General features: G+C 65.0%; 16 protein-coding genes. 5 read left to right on the top strand and 11 right to left on the bottom strand.

What is annotated here, in order from left to right:
• Nucleotides 1-52 precede the first annotated feature (52 nt).
• A complete protein-coding gene (locus CFOUR_RS02225; protein ID WP_085957686.1) occupies nucleotides 53-2239 on the top strand; it encodes an NADP-dependent isocitrate dehydrogenase in 2187 nt (728 codons plus the stop codon).
• Between the two features lie 278 nt (nucleotides 2240-2517).
• On the opposite strand, the gene CFOUR_RS02220 is transcribed toward CFOUR_RS02225, so the two are convergent.
• Entirely contained in the window at nucleotides 2518-3456 is a 939-nt protein-coding gene (locus CFOUR_RS02220; protein WP_085957685.1) for a DUF559 domain-containing protein, read from the bottom strand.
• Nucleotides 3457-3585: 129 nt separating this feature from the next.
• Here CFOUR_RS02220 and CFOUR_RS02215 point away from each other — a divergent pair, with 129 nt between their 5' ends.
• Both CFOUR_RS02215 and metX read left to right on the top strand, forming a co-directional pair.
• Nucleotides 3586-4920 (top strand): O-acetylhomoserine/O-acetylserine sulfhydrylase, encoded by a 1335-nt coding sequence (locus tag CFOUR_RS02215; RefSeq protein WP_085957684.1) that lies wholly within the window; start codon nucleotides 3586-3588, stop codon nucleotides 4918-4920.
• Complete coding sequence (metX, locus tag CFOUR_RS02210; RefSeq protein WP_085957683.1) at nucleotides 4921-6057, top strand: homoserine O-acetyltransferase MetX; 1137 nt, start codon at nucleotides 4921-4923, stop codon at nucleotides 6055-6057.
• On the opposite strand, the gene CFOUR_RS02205 is transcribed toward metX, so the two are convergent.
• The 7 genes from CFOUR_RS02205 to CFOUR_RS02175 form a co-directional block, all read right to left on the bottom strand.
• Nucleotides 6054-6722 (bottom strand): metallophosphoesterase family protein, encoded by a 669-nt coding sequence (locus CFOUR_RS02205; protein WP_085957682.1) that lies wholly within the window; start codon nucleotides 6720-6722, stop codon nucleotides 6054-6056. The two genes, metX and CFOUR_RS02205, sit on opposite strands and share 4 nt — an antisense overlap.
• 200 nt (nucleotides 6723-6922) lie before the next feature.
• A complete protein-coding gene (locus tag CFOUR_RS02200; RefSeq protein ID WP_085957681.1) occupies nucleotides 6923-8218 on the bottom strand; it encodes a hypothetical protein in 1296 nt (431 codons plus the stop codon).
• Between the two features lie 63 nt (nucleotides 8219-8281).
• Nucleotides 8282-9946 carry an ABC transporter permease gene (locus CFOUR_RS02195; protein ID WP_085957680.1) on the bottom strand — a complete coding sequence of 555 codons (1665 nt, stop codon included), beginning with the start codon at nucleotides 9944-9946 and terminating at the stop codon, nucleotides 8282-8284.
• Nucleotides 9947-9955: 9 nt separating this feature from the next.
• Nucleotides 9956-11017, bottom strand: coding sequence for an ABC transporter substrate-binding protein (locus tag CFOUR_RS02190; RefSeq protein ID WP_085957679.1), 1062 nt, complete (start codon nucleotides 11015-11017; stop codon nucleotides 9956-9958).
• A 32-nt stretch (nucleotides 11018-11049) separates the two neighbouring features.
• Nucleotides 11050-12063 (bottom strand): ABC transporter ATP-binding protein, encoded by a 1014-nt coding sequence (locus tag CFOUR_RS02185; RefSeq protein WP_230471814.1) that lies wholly within the window; start codon nucleotides 12061-12063, stop codon nucleotides 11050-11052.
• A gap of 95 nt (nucleotides 12064-12158) precedes the next feature.
• The gene (locus tag CFOUR_RS02180; RefSeq protein ID WP_085957677.1) at nucleotides 12159-12485 is read right to left on the bottom strand and encodes a DUF3017 domain-containing protein; all 327 of its coding nucleotides are present in this window, start codon (nucleotides 12483-12485) and stop codon (nucleotides 12159-12161) included.
• Nucleotides 12486-12510: 25 nt separating this feature from the next.
• Nucleotides 12511-13383: a bifunctional methylenetetrahydrofolate dehydrogenase/methenyltetrahydrofolate cyclohydrolase gene (locus tag CFOUR_RS02175; RefSeq protein WP_085958441.1), complete on the bottom strand. Its 873-nt coding sequence runs from the start codon at nucleotides 13381-13383 to the stop codon at nucleotides 12511-12513.
• Between the two features lie 18 nt (nucleotides 13384-13401).
• Between CFOUR_RS02175 and CFOUR_RS02170 the strand changes: the two genes are divergently transcribed.
• On the top strand, nucleotides 13402-13872 hold the full coding sequence (locus CFOUR_RS02170) for a tRNA (cytidine(34)-2'-O)-methyltransferase (RefSeq protein ID WP_085957676.1): 471 nt from the start codon (nucleotides 13402-13404) through the stop codon (nucleotides 13870-13872).
• Here CFOUR_RS02170 and CFOUR_RS02165 read toward each other — a convergent pair.
• The 3 genes from CFOUR_RS02165 to CFOUR_RS02155 form a co-directional block, all read right to left on the bottom strand.
• Entirely contained in the window at nucleotides 13819-15189 is a 1371-nt protein-coding gene (locus CFOUR_RS02165) for a PH domain-containing protein (protein WP_230471813.1), read from the bottom strand. The genes CFOUR_RS02170 and CFOUR_RS02165 overlap by 54 nt on opposite strands.
• Nucleotides 15186-15680, bottom strand: a complete 495-nt coding sequence (locus tag CFOUR_RS02160) for a PH domain-containing protein (RefSeq protein ID WP_230471812.1) — start codon at nucleotides 15678-15680, stop codon at nucleotides 15186-15188. The genes CFOUR_RS02165 and CFOUR_RS02160 overlap by 4 nt, the downstream gene beginning before the upstream one ends.
• 227 nt (nucleotides 15681-15907) lie before the next feature.
• Entirely contained in the window at nucleotides 15908-19078 is a 3171-nt protein-coding gene (locus CFOUR_RS02155; RefSeq protein ID WP_290179804.1) for an error-prone DNA polymerase, read from the bottom strand.
• Nucleotides 19079-19290: 212 nt separating this feature from the next.
• Between CFOUR_RS02155 and CFOUR_RS02150 the strand changes: the two genes are divergently transcribed.
• The gene (locus tag CFOUR_RS02150) at nucleotides 19291-20187 is read left to right on the top strand and encodes a MetQ/NlpA family ABC transporter substrate-binding protein (protein WP_085957675.1); all 897 of its coding nucleotides are present in this window, start codon (nucleotides 19291-19293) and stop codon (nucleotides 20185-20187) included.
• Nucleotides 20188-20205 lie beyond the last annotated feature (18 nt).

The following is a 20205-nucleotide window of genomic DNA, read 5'->3' as shown; positions in this document are numbered from 1 at the left end:
ACCCTAGTAGTCTGGTTGGCTGAAGTCAGACACCTTAAACCTGAGGAGCATTATGGCGAAGATCATTTGGACCCGCACCGACGAAGCGCCGCTTTTGGCGACCTACTCCCTCAAGCCGATCGTGGAGGCGTTCGCTTCCCGCGCCGGCATCGACGTGGACACCGCCGACATCTCGCTGGCCGGCCGCATCCTCGCGCAGTTCCCGGACCGCCTCGGCGACAAGAAGGTCGACGACGCGCTGGCGCAGCTCGGCGAGCTGGCGAAGACGCCGGAAGCTAACATCATCAAGCTGCCGAACATCTCCGCTTCCCTGGTGCAGCTGAAGAAGGCCATCGCCGAGCTGCAGGCCGCCGGCTTTGACATCCCGGACTACGAGGATGCCCAGGACAAGTACGACGCAGTCAAGGGCTCCGCCGTGAACCCGGTGCTGCGCGAAGGCAACTCCGACCGCCGTGCACCGGAGGCCGTGAAGAACTTCACCAAGAAGCACCCGCACTCCATGGGCGAGTGGTCCTCCGATTCCAAGACCAACGTGGCCACCATGGATGCTGGAGACTTCCGCCACAACGAGAAGTCCGTGATCATGCCGGAGGCGGACACCCTGACCATCAAGCTCGTCACCGCAGGCGGTGACGAGAAGATCTTGAAGGACGGCCTCAAGGTTGAAGCCGGCGAGGTCATCGACGGCACCTACATGTCCGCCAAGGCACTGGACGCCTTCCTTTTGGACTCCGTCCAAAAGGCGAAGGAAGATGGCGTGCTCTTCTCCGCGCACCTGAAGGCCACCATGATGAAGGTCTCCGACCCGATCATCTTCGGCCACGTCGTGCGCGCCTTCTTCAAGGACGTCTACGACAAGTACGGCGAGCAGCTCCTCGCCGCCGGCCTGGACGGCGAGAACGGCCTCGGCGCAATCTACGAGGGCCTGTCCGAGCTGGAGGGCGGCGAGGAGATCCGCGCCGCCTTCGACAAGGCCCTGCAGGACGGCCCGGCGCTGGCGCAGGTCAACTCCGCCAAGGGCATCACCAACCTGCACGTGCCGTCGGACGTGATCATCGACGCGTCCATGCCTGCGATGATCCGTACCTCCGGCCACATGTGGAACGCCGACGACCAGGAGCAGGACACCCTGGCCGTCATCCCGGATTCCTCCTACGCCGGTGTGTACCAGACCGTGATCGACGACTGCCGCGCAAACGGCGCGTACGACCCGACCACCATGGGCACGGTGCCGAACGTGGGCCTGATGGCGAAGAAGGCCGAGGAGTACGGCTCCCACGACAAGACCTTCAAGATCCCGGCCGACGGCAAGGTCCAGGTGGTCAACTCCGCCGGCGACGTGCTCATCGAGCACGACGTTGAGGCAGGCGACATCTGGCGCGCATGTCAGACCAAGGACGCCCCGATCCAGGATTGGGTCAAGCTGGCCGTCAACCGCGCACGCCTGTCCGGCATGAAGACCATCTTCTGGCTGGACGAGGAGCGCGCGCACGACCGCAACCTGATCGAGCTGGTGAACAAGTACCTGGCGGATCACGACACCGAGGGCCTGGATATCTCCATCGCCTCCCCGGTCGAGGCAACTAAGACCTCCGTGGAGCGCATCCGCCGCGGCGAGGACACCATCTCCGTGACCGGCAACGTGCTGCGTGACTACAACACGGACCTGTTCCCGATCCTGGAGTTGGGCACCTCCGCGAAGATGCTCTCTGTCGTCCCGCTCATGGCTGGCGGTGGCCTGTTCGAGACCGGTGCTGGCGGCTCCGCACCGAAGCACGTCCAGCAGGTCCAGGAAGAAAACCACCTGCGCTGGGACTCCCTCGGCGAGTACCTCGCACTGGCCGAGTCCTTCCGCCACGAGAAGAACACCAACGGCAACGACAAAGCCGGCGTCCTGGCCGCCGCGCTGGACCAGGCCACCGAGAAGCTTCTCGACGAAGGCAAGTCCCCGTCCCGCAAGGTGAACGAGATCGACGACCGCGGCTCCCACTTCTGGCTCTCCCTGTTCTGGGCAGAGGCGCTGGCAGCCCAGTCCGACGACGCCGAGCTGGCCGAGGTCTTCGGCCCGATCGCGAAGGACCTGCGCGACAACGCCGAGACCATTGACAAGGAGCTCCTGGACGCCCAGGGCAACGCTGCCGATCTCGGCGGCTACTACTGGCCGGACGAGGACAAGACCTCCGCGGTCATGCGCCCGTCCGCGACCTTCAACAAGATCATCGACGCACTGGAGAAGTAGCTCGCTGATCTGAGACCGGCCGGCCGGCTGCGGGTAGCACACCCGCAGCCGGCCGTTTTTCTGCGCTATCCGGCGAGATGCTTACTCCTGGATGCTTACCCGGCTAGATGCTTACCCGAGGGTGCTTACCCGGCTAGATGCTTACCCGAGGGTGCTTACTCCCCAAGTAACCCGCAGTTCTGCCAGTCCCGCTACTCGAGCAACTAGCATCCAGGAGTAAGCATCCTGGCTAGGCCAGCACTCTGGAGTAAGCACCCTCGCGGTAAACACCCCCGCACCTACCCCATCCGGGCCGACAACAGGCCGGCACCCGCCAATGTCGCACGCACCTCCGCAATGAATTGATCTGGGTGTTCACGCAATGTCTTCGGGTCAAACCGCAGAAAGACATATCCCTTGTTACCGATGCGCTTTTGTCGCTTGAACTCCGCATTCCATACTTCAGCGGCATCCTCGCCTTCGTATTTCACCGCGCCGTCAATCTCGATGATCAGCCACCCATCAACGAGCAAATCCGCAAAGTAGTGCTCGATTTTAGCTTGCGCCACCACCGGCCCGATACCGGCTTGGATAAGCAATCCCCGGGCAAGCGACTCGTAAGCAGAGTCAGAGTTTGGAATCGCATGCGCCAGACACTCCCGCGCCATTGCGATCCCCTTTGCACGCCCCATCCGCCGGATTTCCTGCGCAATCTCGGCCGGGTCTTTGCCCCGCCGCAGAAGATAATCGGCCGCGATAAGCCCTTCGATGAACCCGTGATATCGAGCGATGTCGATGAAGGTGCGGATCGGGGTGGTGACACTATGCCCCTCATAGACGAGCGCGTCGTCTGCCCGAAGCCTCGAACAGTGGAACGTGTAGTCCCCGCTCCGGGCCCGGCTTTGAGAGATGCTCCGCGACGGTAGCGCCACCTCAACCAGCTCGTCCCCGCTTGAAATCACCCACATCCCAAGTTTCCGCGCGGCGGATCGCCCCGCCAGCACCGCAGAGGTGCTGGTCATTGCTGCAGCTTCTACCCGCAGCCACTGCCGCTCGTGGTACCGCAGCCTCTTCCACACCGCAGCGGGGCACCACACCGTCGGCTCCAGTTCCACGAAATCGCCGTCGGGGAAGGTCCCGTGGGTGAGCCTCCGCGTATCGACGAGCTCTGCCCGCAACCCCTCCTTCGTTGCTTCCCACTTCTGCAGAGTGTCCTTGCTTTCCCGGTCTATCCCCATGCCACTTTGACGCGGACGCCCCCGCCCCGGTTCCCGCGCGAATTTTTATTCATCCAAACCCACAGCACAGCAAACCCGAATAGACCACTTAGTACATTCTTGCAGACCAAGCTGACTACATTGCTTGCCATGACGAACCCGAAGCAGAAGTACGACAACTCGAACGCACACGAATGGTCATTCGGCACCCGCTCCATCCACGCTGGCCAGCAGGTGGACCAGGATTACGGCGCACGCAACCAGCCGATCTACATGACCACCAGCTACGTCTTCGACGACGCGCAGCACGCCGAGAACCGTTTCAACCTTTCGGACGCGGGCCCGATTTACACCCGCCTGACCAACCCGACGCAGTCCGCGCTGGAAGACCGCCTCGCTTCCCTGGAGGGCGGCGTGGCAGCCACCGCGTTCGGCTCCGGCATGGCCGCGGAAACCGCCGCGATCCTCACCCTCGCGCAGGCCGGCGACCACGTGGTCACCTCCCCGCGCCTCTACGGCGGCACCGAGACGCTCTTCCAGCACGCGCTGCCGAAGCTGGGCATCGACTTCACGTTCGTGGACAACCCGGACGACCCGGCAAGCTGGCAGGCCGCAGTGCAGCCGAACACGAAGGCCTTCTACGGCGAGACCTTCGGCAACCCGATCGCGGACGTTTTGGACATCCCGGCGGTCGCGGAGGTGGCCCACAACAACCAGGTGCCGCTGATCGTGGACAACACCATGGCCACCGCTGCCCTGGTGCGCCCGCTGGAGCTCGGCGCGGACATCGTGGTCATTTCCACCACGAAGTTCTACACCGGCAACGGCGCGGCCATCGGCGGCGCGATCGTCGACGGCGGCACGTTCGACTGGACTGTCCAGCGCGACGGCGAGGATGTCTTCCCGCTGTTTACCGTCCCGGACCCGGCGTACCACGGATTGAAGTACGCGGACCTCGGCGCGCCCGCTTTCTCGCTGCGCGCACGCGCCGGTGTGCTGCGTGACACTGGCGCCGCGATTTCCCCCTTCAACGCATGGGTGGCGCTGCAGGGCATAGATACGCTTGCGCTTCGCGTCGAAAGGCACAACGCGAACGCGAAGAAGGTCGCTGAGTTCCTCGCGGCCCACGACAAGGTGGCGAAGGTCAACTACGCCGGCCTGGACAGCTCACCGTACAAGGCCACGCAGGAGAAGCTGGGGTTGAAGTACACCGGTTCGGTGCTCTCCTTCGATATCGCCGGCAATACGGACGACAAGACTGCGGCCTGGAAGTTCATCGACGCGCTGAAGCTGCACTCCAACCTGGCCAACATCGGCGACGTGCGCTCGCTTGTGGTCCACCCGGCATCCACGACGCACTCGCAGTCCGATGCCGCCGGCCTTGCGCGCGCCGGCATCACGCAGGCCACCGTGCGCCTGTCCGTGGGCATCGAGGACGTCGAGGACATCATTGCGGACCTCGAGCGCGGCTTCGCGGCGATCTAAATGCTGGCAGCGGAAGGCGAGCTGGCCACCGTCGCCATCGGCGACGTGCGCACCGAAGCAGGCGCGGTGATCCGGGACGCGCAGATTGCCTATCGACGGTGGGGCGTTCCGCGCGGCGACCTGAGCGGCAAGAACAACATCCTGCTGGTCGAGCATGCACTCACCGGCGACTCCGACGCCGCCGACTGGTGGTGCGAAGCGGTCGGGCCCGGCAAGGCGCTCGACACCGACGAATGGTGCGTGATCTGCACCAACGCACTGGGCTCCTGCTACGGCTCCACCGGTCCCGCCAGCGAGCACCCCGACGGCGGGGTGTGGGGCTCGCGCTTTCCTGCGATCAACATGCGCGACATGGTGCATGCCGAGCACGCGTTTTTGGCCCGGCTGGGCATCGGCCGGGTGCACGCGATCATCGGCGGCTCCATGGGCGGCGCCCGCACCCTCGAGTGGACCCTGCTCTACCCCGAGGCCGTGGACTACGCGCTGGTGCTCGCCGTTTCCGCACGCGCGAGCGCTTGGCAGATTGGCATCCAAACCGCGCAGATCACCTCCATCACCCACGACCCCGACTGGCACGGCGGCGACTACCACGGCACTGGCCGCTCCCCCGACGCCGGATTGGCCGCGGCTCGGCGCATCGCGCACCTGACCTACCGGGGCGAGCTGGAAATCGACGAGCGCTTCGGCACCTCGGCCCAGGCGTGCGAAAACCCGCTCGGACCTTTCCGCGCGGACGGCGAGCGCTTCGCCGTGCAGTCCTACCTGGAACATCAGGGCAATAGACTCACCGAACGGTTCGACGCCGCCAGCTACGTCATCCTCACCGAAGCGCTCAACCGCCACGACCTTGGGCGCGGCCGCGGCGGGCTGAACAAGGCGCTAGCGTCATCGACAGTGCCGACCATGATCGTCGGCGTGGACACCGACATCTTGTACCCCTACCACCAGCAGGAGCACCTCTCGCGCAACCTTGGCAACCTGCTCGCCATGGCGAAACTGTCCTCCCCGGTCGGGCACGACGCCTTCCTGGTCGAGGCCCGTCAGATGGATCGGGTCCTGCGCAACTTCATCACCCTGACCAGGCAAACCCCATCCGCACGAGAGGTTGCCGCGGAGCGCGGCGCCTACGACATCTAGCCCAAATCGCGCACCTCTACCCTGCCTTCGCGTGCATGGGCCAGGTATCCCTGGCCCATGCCCACCCATCCGATAAACGGCTTATCGGATAACGTCACCCGCTCATGAACGTGGCCCAACAGCCATGCGTCGTAACCGCAGCCGAGCAATTCGTCGCGCGTGCACGGCAAGCACTCGTGGTTGGAGTATTCACCGGTGACGGAGGTGTGCAGCAGTCCTAGGTTTTGCGCGCCGACAACAGGCTCCGGGAACTCGGACACGAGCTGGCGCGGGTCCCGGTCGACCTCCACCGCAGCAGTATGCAACGCCCACTGCCCTGCCCGGAAAGTCTGCGGCCTGATCCCCGCAACCGTCACACCGTCCGGTACGACGCCAGAGAGGTCGTGGTGCACGTCGTGGTTGCCGGCGCTAAACAGCACGGTGTCGAACAGCTCCAATCCACGTGCAAAGAACTGGGACACCTCCCCGTAGGTGGCATCGGTGAAGCGCTTGCGGTCGATGACGTCGCCCAGCATGACCATGTGTCGCGCCCCGGCCACGGCACCTCGCTCGAGCGCGCCGAGCGCCCAACCAAGACCGGGCCCAGTCTTCTTGTCGCCGTGTTGCTTGCGGCCCAAGTGGATGTCGGCGACAACGAGGATGGGGGCGGCTGCGAGGTGAGGCATGGCCCCAGGGTATCCGGGCGCGGAGCCTGACTGCGGAGCCCGCGGCTTCCTCGGTGCGCGATTTCGTAAAAGTTGACAATGCTGAAATCTGACCTGGGGTTTTACAGACCCGAACGGACCAAAATGTCAACTTTTACGAACGCTTGGGGCGGACCAACTGTTGGTGGCCGCCGAATTGTCCGCAATGCGGAGCCCGCAAGCTAGATGTCGCCCAGGAAAATCTGGGTGTGGCGCAGGTCGAAGATGTCCACGTCCGCGATTTCCCCGTACACCATCGGGTACAGCTTCTCCCGGTTGGGCAGGCGCGTCTGCTCGTACTCTTCGGGTGACTGGTGGTCCAACACCACGATAAAGCGGCGTCCGGGCAGCGTGTTCAGCCCTTCCTCGAGCGCCAGCGAGAATTCGTCGTTGGCTTCGTCGGTCCAGCCGCGGGGGATGAGGTCCGTGATGTCGCGCGGCAGCCAGTGCCCAATCGTGCGGGCCAGCTCAATTGCCGCGTCGACCCGCATTTCCTCGTTGAGTTGCGCCGCGGCGCGGGCCAGGTCCCGGGGCACTTCAAACGTGCCGTCGAAGTTGCTCATCACCGATAGCGAGTACGCGTACATGTCCAACAGGTTGCGGCGGTAGACCCCGTCCTCGTCGAAGCGCGAGGAATACACGAGGTTGTCCAGCTGCTTCGCGTAGGCGAGTTCGGTGTAGTACTCCACCGGGGTGTAGCCGCAGGTGACGCTGCTGAACACCTCGGCGGCCTCGCCAAGCTCTTTCAGCAGCGGAAACGCCTCGTTGTCCGTGTGGACGATATAGGTCAGGCGCATGCCGTCGACGTAAATAGAGGTGGCCAGACGAGACCTGATCGTCCCGTCCGGGTACATCGGCACCGGGTAGACAGTGCGGCCTACAGCGTTATAGGTATCCACCTCGTCCGCTTCCAGAATGTTCACGCTCACCGCCTCGTGGTCCGGGGTGAGCGTGGCGGCGAAGCTTTCTGGCGTCTGCAAATCGTCCACAACCACGACTTGGTCTGTGGGGCTGTGGCTTAGCAGCCGCGCTGGCAGCCACGTCTCTAAGCAATCGTGAAAATCCTCGAGTTCATCCATGAGGAAGTTGCCCGCCGCCTGTTCGCACTTCCTGGCCTGGTAGTAGGCGTTGGTAAAGCGCGGGTCCCACTCCTTGAGTACCTCGAGGTTGTCGGCGGCTTCCGCGAAGTAGCGGCGCGCCTGCGAAGGGGTGGCGTCCACAGAATTGCGTGCGAGGTCCAGCAACTGGTGGGTGTTGGCCAACAGGAGGTAGGCGTCCAAGGACTCGGTGCGCCACGGCTCCACCGGCGTGTATTCGGACGCGACTGCTGTCAGCGTTGCCGAAAGCTCCCGGGCGAATTCAACCTGCTGTGGCGACGGGGCGTCGTAAAAAAGCGACTGCACCATCACGGTCACCTCAACCTCGGCGCCGGGGACGTCGGTGGTGAGTGCGAAGTAACTCGGGCGGGAATCTGTCATGCGGGACCTCCTGGGGAAACGACAGCTTCAACCCTACGAAGCCCGCCGACACGCAGCGTCGGGTTACCGAACGTGTGCGCTACTTCTGCCCTGCCACCACCGGATCAGCACCAGCACGACGGTGGAGGTGCCCACGCCGATCAGCGTCATGGCCATGGCTTCGGCGCGGTGCCCCTGCTCGAACTGGTTCATAATCCACGGCGCAAGCAGGTTGATGCTCGTCGGCCGGATCAGCGAGGACATGACTAGCTCGCGGATGCCCACGAAGAACGCGAGCAGCCAGCCGGCGAGGATGCCCGGCGCGAGCATGGGCAGGGTGACGCGGGTGAAGGTCTGCCAAGACGTCGCGCCAGCCACGGCGGAGGCCTCCGAGAGCGTCGGCGACATGGAGGCGGCGGAGGTCTTGATGTTCTGCACCGCCATGGGCACGAACAGCACCGTAAACGCCATCACTAGGATCAGCTGCGAGCCGTAAGGGGTAAACGGCAGCTTCGGCGAGTTCCACAGCAGGATGAAGCCGATGGCCAGCACGATGCCGGGCACAGTATCCGGGGCGACGGCCAAGAAGTCGGAGAAGCGCGCAGGCCAGCGACGGCTGCGCATGGTAAACACCGTTACCGCAAGTGCCAGAATCACCGCGGTGGTCGCGCCGATTGCGCCAAGCGCGATGGAGCGTGTCAGCGCCTCCAGGCCAGACGGCATGCTCAGCACGATCTGGAAGTAATCGAACGTAAGGTTGTCCAGTGTCGGCGGCTTGGAGCGCAGGATGGTCATCGCCGCCAGAATGATGGAAATGTACGGGATAAACACGCTCAAGGTGAACACGATCGCGGTGTACACCCAGGCAAGGGCCATCATGCTTCTCGACGGCCGAAGGTTGACCGCCCTCGACACCCTGCCACCGGAGGCCAGTACCCCACGGCCGGCCCATTGCTGCACCGCCCACGCCATCACGCCGAGGGTGAACAGCACGCTCGAGGAGGCCGCCGCTTTGGAGAAGTTCAGCGGGTCGATGGTCACGTCCTGGTAAATCGAGGAGACAAGCACCTCGTAACCGATCGCGTTGCCGAGGGTGACCGGGGTGCCGAACTCGCCGGCGGCCTTGATGAAGACGATGAGCGCGCCGAGCGAATAGGGCCCGACCACTGCGGGGACGACCACGCGGCTGAACTGCTGCCACCGGCTGGCACCCGCCACCTGCGCCATCTCCAGCTGCGAGGCGGGGATCGACGCGAACGCGTTGCGCAGGATCAAATAGAGGAACGGGAACAGCTCGGCGGCCATGATGAAGCCCATGCCCCACACGGAATTGATGGCGGACCGGACGGCGTCGCCAAGCGTCGGCCCCAAAAGCATGTCCGCCACGCCGCGCAAGCGGGTGAAGTCCATCCACGCCATTGCCGCGGCGAACGGCGGGGTCATAAACGGCACCATGACCAGCACTTCCACCCACCCGGCGCGCCGCATGGGCGTCCAGGCGCGGAAGAATGCCAGCGGTGCCGCAAACAGGGTGGCGAAGAAGACGACGAGGACGGAAAGCCACACCGTGTTGCGGATGACCTGCAGCATCTCCGGCCGCAGGAGCGTCTCCAGCGCGGAATCCTCCCCGCGGTACCCGGTGACCGCCGTGATCAGGACGGACGCCAGCGGTGCCGCGACCAGGACCAGCAGGATAACCAAGACCGGGTACACCCCGGGGTTGGTTGTCGTCTTCGTCTTCGTCGTCATTGCTGCCTTTTACTTCAGGTAGCGCTCAGCGAACTGCTCGCGAACACCCTTGGATTCCTTGGAGATGGCGGCCCAGTCGTCGGAAATCTGCTCGATGTCCGCCAGCTTCGGGCCGTTCTTCGGGTCCACGTTCTTGTTCGCCGGGATCATGTTCTTGGACGCGGAGATCTGCTGCGCTTCCTCGGAGAACATGAAGTCCACAAACGCCTTCGCGGCGTCCATGTTGTCGGAGGATTTCATGATCATCACCGGACGCGGGGTAACCGTGGTGCCGGCAGACGGGATGACAACCTCGAGCGGCTCACCCTTGCCCTTGGCGGAGTACGCGGAGTAGTCCACGCCGCCGAAGACGATGCCCTTGGAGCCGGAGGTGACCTGGTCAAGCGCCGGGCCGTTCGCACCCTGGACGATCATGCCGTTATCGAAGAGCTTGTCAAACAGCTCCCAAGTCTTGTCCTCGCCCCACTCGGAGGTCATCGCGGCCAAGAGATCGGCTGCGGTGCCGGACTCGCGCGGGTCGGGCATGATCACCTGGTCCTTGTACTTCGGGTCTGCCAGATCCTCCCAGTCGGTCGGGATGTCGGAGACCACGTCGGTGTTGGCAACCAGCGCCAAAGCGGAACCGTCGCGGCCGTGGAAGGTGTCGTCGGCAGCATTCCAATCGGCGTTGGCGTTCTCGACGTTTTCCGGCTTGTACGCCTCCAGCGCGCCCGTTTCAGCCTGCTTGTTGGCCGCGTTCCAGGATGCGAGGTAGACCACGTCCGCCTGCGGGTTGGCCTCCTCTGCCTTGATCTTGGCGGTGACCTCGCCGGTGGTGCCAGCGAACACGTTGACGGTCACGCCGGTGCGGTCCTGGAAAGCCTCGACAAGCGCATCGGTCAGGCCCTGCGGGTTTGCAGAGTAGTAGTCGATGGATCCGGACAGGCCTTCCGGCGCCTTCCACTGCTCGGCTGCGACGGTCTCATTGCTCGCGGTGGTGGACTCGGAGGTGCCGTTGGATTCGACGGAACCACAGGCCACCAGGCCGAACGCGGCGGATGCGCCCGCGAGCGCAGCGATGATCTTCTTCATTTCGGGATACTCCTACATAAGGGAAACTGGGGTTAGGAACGTGGGGTGACCGTCAGCAACACGTCGTCGCCGCGGCCCAAGCGGTGCCTGGTGTAGGCCAGCCAGGGCTCGGGCGCACCCGGCACGACGCTGCGGATTTCGTAGCGCCCGCCGGTGTACTGGCTCTCCACCACCTCGCCGAGGATGGAGTTCGCCGGAAGTACATCCGGACGCTTTCCATGCAGCGGGGTGACCTCGACATCCTCCGGCCTATTCGAGGGGAGGGTCTCGTGCGTGTTTGTCACGCCGACAAAGCCGGCGACGAAGTCGTCCGCCGGATGGTCGTAGAGCTCCACCGGGTCGGCGAACTGGCGAACGTTGCCGGCGTCCATCACCGCCACCCGGTCCGACATGGCCAGCGCCTCGGATTGGTCGTGGGTGACGTAGATGACGGTGAGGTTGAGCTCGTAGGCCAAGCGGGTCAGCTCAGAGCGGATTTGAGTGCGCAGTGCTGCGTCGAGGGCCGACAGGGGCTCGTCCATAAGCAAAAGCTCCGGATCCGAAACCAGCGCACGCGCGATAGCCACGCGCTGCTGCTGCCCGCCGGAGAGCTCATTCGGCCGCTGCTCGGCCTTCGCGCTGATGCCCACCATGTCCATCGCACGGGAAACGCGCTGTTCGCGCTCCGCCTTGGATACCTTCTGCTTGCCGGTGGTTAGCGGGAATTCGACATTCTTGGCCACGGTCATGTGCGGCCACAACGCGAGGTCCTGAAAGACCATGGACAGGTTGCGCTTGTTCACCGGCACGTTCACGGAAGGGCCAAAGACTTCGTGCCCGGCGAATTCGATCACCCCGGCATCCGGCGTTTCCAAACCCGCGATGCAGCGCAACAGCGTGGACTTGCCGCAGCCCGAAGGCCCGAGGATCGAGACGAACTCGCCCTTAGCGATGTCCAGGGAGGTCTCGTGCAAACCGGTGCCGTCCGCGAACTCGCGACGCACCCCGCGAAGCGTCACCTGCGCGGTGGCGCCAGCTGTATCGACTTCTCCACTTTTCAAATTCACCCGTGGCACCCTAGGGCGTGAAGCTGAACCCCCGCCGACACACAGTTAAACAACAGGTGAATCTTGAAGTTTCACAATGTTTCTGAACTACTGTTTCAGGACCCCAGCGCGTCCACCGACCACGACAGCCACAGCATCGCAGCCCCCAACGCGGTGGTAAACATCGCGTCGTAGCGCTTGGAGCGCACTGCGACAAGGCCGATCACCTTCGAATCGCACGTCAGGCGCATCAGGGTCAGCCACAGCATGGCCGCACCCAGTGTGAACGTGGCGCGGCGCCAATGCTCCGTCGCCGCGTACACCCCCGAAAGCACAAACCCCACGACAAACAGCGCCACCATCGCGCGCTGCACCGCAAGCGGCAGCGGCGAGGCGGCGTTGCCGCGGTCATGGGGGTTGTCCAGCGTCAAGCCCGGCGGCATCTCCGCACCAGGCAGCTGGATTTTGCTACTGCCCACCCTGCTGGACACCAGCCTGGCGCTCGGCGTTTTCCACGATGTTGCGCACCAAGAACGTGCGCGTCATCGGGCCCACACCGCCCGGGTTCGGCGAGACCCAGCCGGCCTTTTCCCACACGTCCGGGTGCAGGTCGCCGACGGTTTTGCCGTCGACGCGGGAGACTCCGACGTCGAGAAGCGCCGCGCCCTCTTTGATCATGTCGGCGGTGATCATGTGCGGCTTGCCGGCCGCGGCGATGATCACGTCGGCCCGACGCGTCTCCGCGGCGAGGTCCTTCGTGCCGGTGTGGCACAGCACCGTGGTGGCGTTGACGTCGCGGGAAGTCAGCATGAGCGAGATCGGGCGGCCCACGGTCACGCCGCGGCCGATGACGCACACGATCGCGCCGTCAAGGTCCACGCCGAAACGCTCCAGCAGTTTGATGGAGCCGTTCGGGGTGCACGGCAGCGGGGCTGGCTCGCCCAGCACCAGCTTGCCCAGGTTGACCGGGTGCAAACCGTCGGCGTCTTTGGCCGGGTCGATCAGCTCGAGCACGCGGTTTTCATCCAGGTGCTTCGGCAGCGGCAGCTGGACGATGTAGCCGGTCACGGCCGGGTCGTTGTTGAGCTCGCTAATGAGCTGTTCCAGCTGCTCTTGCGTGCAGTCGCCCGGCAGCTCCTTCATAATCGAGGCGATGCCCAGCTCCTCGCAGTCTTTGTGCTTCATGCGCACGTAGTTCTGGCTGGCGGGGTCTTCGCCGACGAGCACCGTGGCCAGGCCCGGGGTGATGCCGCATTCGCTCTTGAGGCGAGCGACGCGTTGCTTCAAGTCCGCGAAAATCTCCTCGCGGTAGAGTTTTCCGTCCAGTTTGATCGCAGTCACGGCCACAATCCTAGACTCTTGGTCGTGCTCCACATCATCTACGACAACCCGGCCATCGGCGGCAACGCGGGCGCCGCGATCCGTCTGGCGGCGAACACCGGCGCGCAGCTGCACTTTGTCGAACCGCTCGGCTTCAATTTCGACGACAAGCACCTCAAACGCGCTGGCTTGGACTACCACGACCTCGCCGACGTGATCATCCACCCGAACATCGACGCCTGCTTCGACTCCATCCCGGATTCCCGCATCTTCGCGTTTTCCGCGCACACCGAGCACCACTTCCACGAGGTGGCCTACCAGGACGGCGACGCGCTGATGTTCGGCAACGAGGCCAACGGCATCCCGGAAGCACACCTGGCCCACCGGCGGATCACGCGCGAGGTGCGCATCCCGATGCTGCCGGCGCGGCGCAGCATGAACCTGACCAACTCCGCGTCAGTCGCCGTCTACGAGGCGTGGCGCCAGCTCGGCTTCGTCGGCGGGGTCTGACAGCGGCGGGAGCTTGCGGGCTCGCAGCTTATCGACGATCTCCCGCGCCTGGTCCGCCCCCACATCGCGCACAGACACGCTGAACGGGCCCGGCACCAGGTCTAAGTCCACGTTGGCCAGCCCGAGCGAACGCTGCAGCGGCCCCTGCTCGAAGGCCAGCTCCTGGATGTGCGGGGTTTCCACCATCTGGTACCAGCGGCCGATGCGCCCGGCCGTGACGGCCACCGCGCCGTCGCGCACCTTGACCGTCTGGCGCTTCCAGTCGATCGGCGAGACCCAGCGGGCGCTGCGCGGCGAGCGGTAGTCGGCGCTGGCAAGGTCTGTCAGGTCATCGCCGGTCAGCGGCCCGATCGCGTCCACCACCGCCTTCGCCTGCTCCCACGTGCCCACCGGCAGAAGCTTGGACGTGCCGGACTCCTTGTTGCGCTCCGAGCCGTAGCCAGCCACCACCACAGAGACCGTCCACCAGCCGAAGGGTCGCCAGAACATGGGCTGGCGCAGCTGCACCGCGTGGATGCGTGAGCGCGGCACCGCTTGGCGACGGCGATTGGCCAACCCATAGGTGAGGTGGAACATCTCCCCTTCCTTGGTGCAGGTAAAGCGCCAAGATTGGTCGATCGTGCGCCAAATCTGCGGCAGAAAGCCCACCACCACCGGGATAATCGCCGCCGCGTTCAGGTCTGTCCAGATCGGCACAAACGACCACGCGAGGGTAAACAGCGTGGACATTTGGAAGGTGGTGCCGATCAGGGATCTGCGGATGGGAATCGGGGGCACGAGGTGGGGGCCGGAGGTGGCGTCGATAGGCAGCTGCCCCTGCGTGCCGCCGATGCGGCGCAGCAGCTGCGCACGCACCTCCTCCGCCTCGTCGCGCGGTAAGTACATGATCTCGATGGCGGATTGCGCGTTGCCCGCGGCCTCGATGCGCACCGAAGCCAACCCGAACACGCGCGGGGCAAACGACTCGATGACGTCCACGGCCTGGACGCGGTCGTACTGCGCGGAGCGGACCTGGTTGGTAAGCACGCCGCGGCGCACCTCCACTTCCTCCTCACCGATGATGAACCCGCTGCGGCGCCACCAGATCTGGGACACAGCGAAGATCACCGCGAAGGCGGCGACCACACCGGCGGCCGCCCAGGCGATGTCGGCCGCCCCGACGTTTTCGCGCTGCGCCCAGTGATAGATAGGCATGGTGAAGTTGAACAGGGCGATGGTGGCCAGCGCCAGTGCGAACGCCCACACGCGCAGCAGCGGCGTCAGTCGGTGGACCTGGCGGTAGCCCTCCATGCCGGGGGTGGTGTGAAGCGTGCTCACAGACCGCTCATCCGTTCGCGGGCTTTTACGGCGAGACGGTCGCGCAGCGCATCCGCGTCCTTTGCGAGCAAACCCGGAAGGTCCGAATCCGACGAGCTCGACGCGGTGTGCACCTTCAGCTCCTTCAACCCGAGCGGGCGCGAAATCGGGCCCGACTCCACATCCACGAACTGGATACGCCCGTACGGAATGACCGTGATGGTGTGGAACATCTTGCCCTTGCTCAAGACCAGCTCATTGTCTGTTTCCAGCCAGCCCATGTTGCGCACCTGGAACGGGATGAGGAAAAACCGCCAGATAAAAAAGACGGCGAACGCCCCCAGCGGGATGAGAAAGCCCCACCCCCACTCCCGGTAGGACAGGTACAGCCCGCCGCAGATGATGAGCATCCAAATCGCGTTGCCCACCAACTTCGGCCACATCAGCTTCGGCGAGACCTTGTGCATCTGCTCCACCGAGGTGGGCAGGGGCGTTATCGGGGCATCGGACATGCCGCTCACGCTACCAGCCTGGTCTGGCGCGGCTCCGGCTGCAGATGCTTACCCCAGGGTGCTTACCCGTCCCAGATGCTTACTCCAGGATGCTTGCACGTCGAGAGCCGTGCCAGACAGCGCAGGGGCCGTTTCGAAGAGTAAGCATCCAGGAGTAAGCATCCTGCCTGAGTAAGCATCCATGAGTAAGCATCCCGCCCCGGTACACATCCCGCAGCCGGACCCCCTCACCGAAAATCCCGGGACCCGCGCGAGAGCAGCTCGCCCATCGCCAGCGGCTCCAACCGGTCCGCCACCACGGACACCGCCCCGGAGGCGTTTTGCACGATCCCGCGCACAACCAGCGCTTTGGCGGTGCGGGCCAGCACGCGCTGCTTGTTCCACAACCCGACGGAGATGACCACGTTGATCAGGCCGGTTTCGTCCTCCATGCCTAAAAAGGTCACCCCGCCTGCGGTTTGCGGGTGCTGGCGGTGCGTGATCACCCCGGCGACGCGCACGCGGGTGCCGTCTTCGACCCCGTGCAGCAGCTCGGACGCGGGCACCACGCCCTGCTCCGACAACGCTGCGCGCACCATCTCCACCGGCATCAGACCCGGGGTCACACCGGTGGCCGCGACGTCGGCGGCCATCAGCTCAAACGGGTTCATGCCCGGCAGCGGCGGCGCCGTCACGGCAGACAGTCCCGGCAGCATCCCGTCGCGCTCCGTGGCGGCCACGCCCGCCTGCCACAGCGCCTGGCGGCGCGTGACCCCGAAGCAGTCCAACGCGCCCGCGCGGGCCAGCGCCTCCACATGGTCCACGGACAAATCCGCCCGGCGCGACAGGTCCGCGATATCCGCAAACGGCGCCGCTTCCTCCACGCGCCGCGCCGCTGCCGCGCCGAGTCCGCGCACCAGGTTCAGCCCCACCCGGATCGTGGCGGAATCCACGCACCGCGCCTCGCAGCCGGACTCGTTCACGGACACCGGCAGCACTTCCACCCCGTGGCGGCGCGCGTCCTGGATCAACGACTGCGGGGAGTAAAACCCCATCGGCTGCGCGCGCAACAGCCCCACGCAAAACTGCGCCGGGTAGTGGCGCTTAAACCACGCGGAGAAGTACACCAGCGAGGCAAAGGACTGCGAGTGCGACTCCGGGAAGCCGTAGGCGGCAAACGCCACGATCTTCTGCCACAGCCGCTCCGCCACTTCCTCGCCGATGTCGTTGGTGCGTAAGCACCCTTCGAAGAAGCGGGATTTCAACGCGGCCATTTTGGCGGGAGAGCGTTTGGAGCCCATGGCTCGTCGTAAAGCATCCGCCTCCCTGCCGGAAAACCCGGCCGCATCCACGCAGATCTGCATGAGCTGCTCTTGAAACAGCGGGATGCCCAGCGTCTTGCCCAGGCAGCGCTCGAGCACCGGGTGGTCGTAGGTCACCGGCTCCAGCCCGTCGCGGCGCCGCAAATACGGGTGCACGGAACCACCCTGGATCGGGCCGGGACGGATCAAAGCGACTTCCACCACGAGGTCGAAAAACCGGCGCGGCTTCAACCTGGGCAGGGTGCCCATTTGCGCGCGCGACTCCACCTGGAACACGCCGACGGAATCGGCGCGGCAGAGCATGTCGTAGACGTCCGCATCGTCGAGGGGCAGCTCCCACAAGTGCACCGTGCGGCCGGTGGTCTCCTCCACCAGGTCCACCATGTGGTGCAGCGCTTCGAGCATGCCGAGCCCCAGCAGGTCGAACTTGACCAGGCCGGCGGAGGCGCAGTCGTCTTTGTCCCACTGCACCACCGAGCGGTTTTCCATGCGCGCCCACTCCACCGGCACCACGTCGGCGATGGGGCGGTCGCAGATGACCATGCCGCCGGAGTGGATGCCCAGGTGGCGCGGCTGCCCTTTGAACTGGGCGGCGAGTTTCACCACGGCCTCCGGCGGGTCTGTCAGCCCCTTCGACCAGCTGTCGGCGGCGCCCTGGGCGAACCCGAGCGCCCGCGCCGCATCGCGCACCGCGCCTTTGGTCCGGTACGTGATCACGTTGGCCACCTGCGCAGCGTTGTCCCGCCCGTAGGTGGCGTAGACGTACTGGATGACCTCTTCGCGCCGGCCGGATTCGATGTCGAGATCGATATCGGGCGGGCCGTCGCGGTCGGGCGATAAGAAACGCTCGAACAACAGTCCCGCCTCGATCGGCTCGACGTTTGTGATCCCGAGCGCGAAGCACACCGCCGAGTTCGCCGCGCTGCCGCGCCCCTGGCACATGATGTTTTCGCGCCCGCAGAAATCCACCAGGTCGTAGATGATGAGGAAGTAGCCGGGGAAGTTGAGCTCTTCAATTACCTCCAGCTCGTAGCGGATCTGGGCCATTGCTTTGCGACGCACCTCCGGCCCCCTCCCCGCATACCTCACCTCCGCACTCGCCAGGGTGAGCCCCCGCAGGTGGTCCATCTCGCTGCGCCCGCCAGGCGTGGGGTAGCGCGGCAGTTCCGGCGCCACCAGGTCGAGGGTGAACGCGCAGGCTTGAGCAAGCTCGACGCTGTAGGCCAGCTTCGGCTCGCAGCCGGGCAGCATGCGTGCGAGCTGTTCGCCGGAGCGCAGCCAGTTCGCCCCCATCGGATGCAGGTCCCCGTGCGCCTGGGCGAGCGACTCGCGCCTGACCAGCGCCCGTTTCGCCGCGGCCAGCCGGGCATGGTCGCGGGTGGCGGCGGCCGGGGCTGCGCTGACGATGGCAGGCAGGTGCTCGTGCCGGTCCAGCAGCGCGTGCCGGTCGGCGTCTTCCGGGGTCATGGATACCTCGTACTCGCGCACGACGTTGGGCTCACCGAAGGAGTCGATAAGGTGATCGATTTCTCCCGCCCACCGCCACCCGGCGAGTACGACGCAGGTGCCGCCGAGCTGGTCGCCGATCAGCTCCAGCGGCGGGTAGGCCACCTTGTCTTTTTCGCGCGTGGCCATGTGCGCATCCGCCATCAGGTGCGACAGCAGCTTGTACCCCTCGGGACCGCGGGCAATAACGGGCAGCACCTTCTCGCCCAAGGTCAGCTCCGCCCCGAAGACTGTGGCCAATCCGGCCGCCGCTGCGGCTTCAGCAAACTTCACCACACCGTAGAACCCGTCCCGATCCAGCAGCCCGACAGCGCTAAGACCCAGCTCAACCGCCCTAGCGACGAGGTCCTCCGGTTCACTCGCCCCACCGAGGAAGCTGTACGAACTTACGGCGTGCAACTCCGCAAACGGCACCGTCGCAACGCCCCGCTCGCGCGGCGGCGCCGCGTACGGCGCGTCGGAAGCCGCGCCGTACGCGGCGCCGGCCGGGGTGCCCGTGTGCCCCACCGGCACCGGTTCCGGGCCAGGCCGGCCGGAGAGAATGCGCTCCAGCCGCGACCACGACAGCGGCGCTCCCCCGTTGAATCTCATAGCGGAAACGCTAGCACGGTTCGAAACTGCGTTCTAGTCCACCAAAGGGTGGCCAAGACAGCGCCTATGGCGGCACCAAACCGCCCACCCGACCGCAGATGAAGCACAGCGAACAGACAGCTCAGTAAATAATTTCCGAAGAAAATAGACTAAGCGGTATATCGAGTGCTAGATTCTGACCCGTCATACATTCCCGACATCAAGGAGACCCCATGCGTATCAAGCGCACCCTCGCAACCGTTGCCGCGGCTGCCCTGGCCACCACCGGCTTGGTCGCCTGCTCCAACGAGTCCACCGACTCCGCAGAAACCACCGCCAAGGACGGCGAAAACGCCACCGTCAAGATCGGCACGACCGAGGCCGACCAGGAAGCCTGGCGCGTATTCAAAGACCTCGCCGCCGACAACGGCATCACCCTGGACATCGTCTCCTTCTCGGACTACTCCCCCGTCAACGAAGCACTCGCGCAGGGCGAGCTGGACGTGAACAAGTTCCAGCACATCAAGTACCTCGCGGAATACAACAAGGCTTCCAACAACGACCTGCGCGTGGTCGGCTCCACCGAGATCGTGCCGCTGGCACTGTTCTGGAAGGACCACGACTCCATCGAGGGCATCGACGGCCAGTCCGTGGCAATCCCGAACGACCCGTCCAACCAGGGCCGCGCCATCAACGTGCTGGTCCAGGCCGGTCTGCTCACCCTGAAGGGCAGCGTCGCAGACGAGCTCGCCCCGACCCCGGCCGACATTGACAAGGACGCCTCCAAGGTCACCGTCACCCCGGTCGACGCGTCCCAGACCCCGTCCGCCTACAACGAGGGCAAGCCGGCGATCATCAACAACACCTGGTTGGACCGCGCTGGTATCGAGCCGAGCCTGTCCATCTTCGAGGACGACCCGGAGTCCAAGGAGGCCGAGCCGTACATCAACGTCTTCGCCGCCCGCGCAGAAGACATCGACGACGAGACCCTGAACAAGCTGGTCGAGCTGTGGCAGACCCCGGAGGTCGCCGAGGCAGCAGCGAAGGACTCGAAGGGTACCTCCGTGCCGGTCTACCGCGACAAGGCTGAGCTCAACGACATCCTGGATCGCCTCCAGGACAAGAAGTAACCGACAGCTACAGAGAAA

Origin of the sequence: Corynebacterium fournieri (genome assembly GCF_030408775.1) — a bacterium.
Taxonomy (GTDB): Bacteria; Actinomycetota; Actinomycetes; order Mycobacteriales; family Mycobacteriaceae; genus Corynebacterium; species Corynebacterium fournieri.
This window is presented reverse-complemented; position numbering and strand designations above follow the sequence as displayed.

Coding starts and splice junctions, on each gene's coding strand:
- CFOUR_RS02180 (WP_085957677.1), bottom strand. CDS start 12,485: ATGCCGCCGGGCTTGACGCTGGACAACCCCCATGACCGCGGCAACGCC.
- CFOUR_RS02190 (WP_085957679.1), bottom strand. CDS start 11,017: ATGAAGAAGATCATCGCTGCGCTCGCGGGCGCATCCGCCGCGTTCGGC.
- CFOUR_RS02205 (WP_085957682.1), bottom strand. CDS start 6,722: ATGCCTCACCTCGCAGCCGCCCCCATCCTCGTTGTCGCCGACATCCAC.
- CFOUR_RS02150 (WP_085957675.1), top strand. CDS start 19,291: ATGCGTATCAAGCGCACCCTCGCAACCGTTGCCGCGGCTGCCCTGGCC.
- CFOUR_RS02155 (WP_290179804.1), bottom strand. CDS start 19,078: ATGAGATTCAACGGGGGAGCGCCGCTGTCGTGGTCGCGGCTGGAGCGC.
- CFOUR_RS02225 (WP_085957686.1), top strand. CDS start 53: ATGGCGAAGATCATTTGGACCCGCACCGACGAAGCGCCGCTTTTGGCG.
- CFOUR_RS02200 (WP_085957681.1), bottom strand. CDS start 8,218: ATGACAGATTCCCGCCCGAGTTACTTCGCACTCACCACCGACGTCCCC.
- CFOUR_RS02195 (WP_085957680.1), bottom strand. CDS start 9,946: ATGACGACGAAGACGAAGACGACAACCAACCCCGGGGTGTACCCGGTC.
- metX (WP_085957683.1), top strand. CDS start 4,921: ATGCTGGCAGCGGAAGGCGAGCTGGCCACCGTCGCCATCGGCGACGTG.
- CFOUR_RS02215 (WP_085957684.1), top strand. CDS start 3,586: ATGACGAACCCGAAGCAGAAGTACGACAACTCGAACGCACACGAATGG.
- CFOUR_RS02160 (WP_230471812.1), bottom strand. CDS start 15,680: ATGTCCGATGCCCCGATAACGCCCCTGCCCACCTCGGTGGAGCAGATG.
- CFOUR_RS02220 (WP_085957685.1), bottom strand. CDS start 3,456: ATGGGGATAGACCGGGAAAGCAAGGACACTCTGCAGAAGTGGGAAGCA.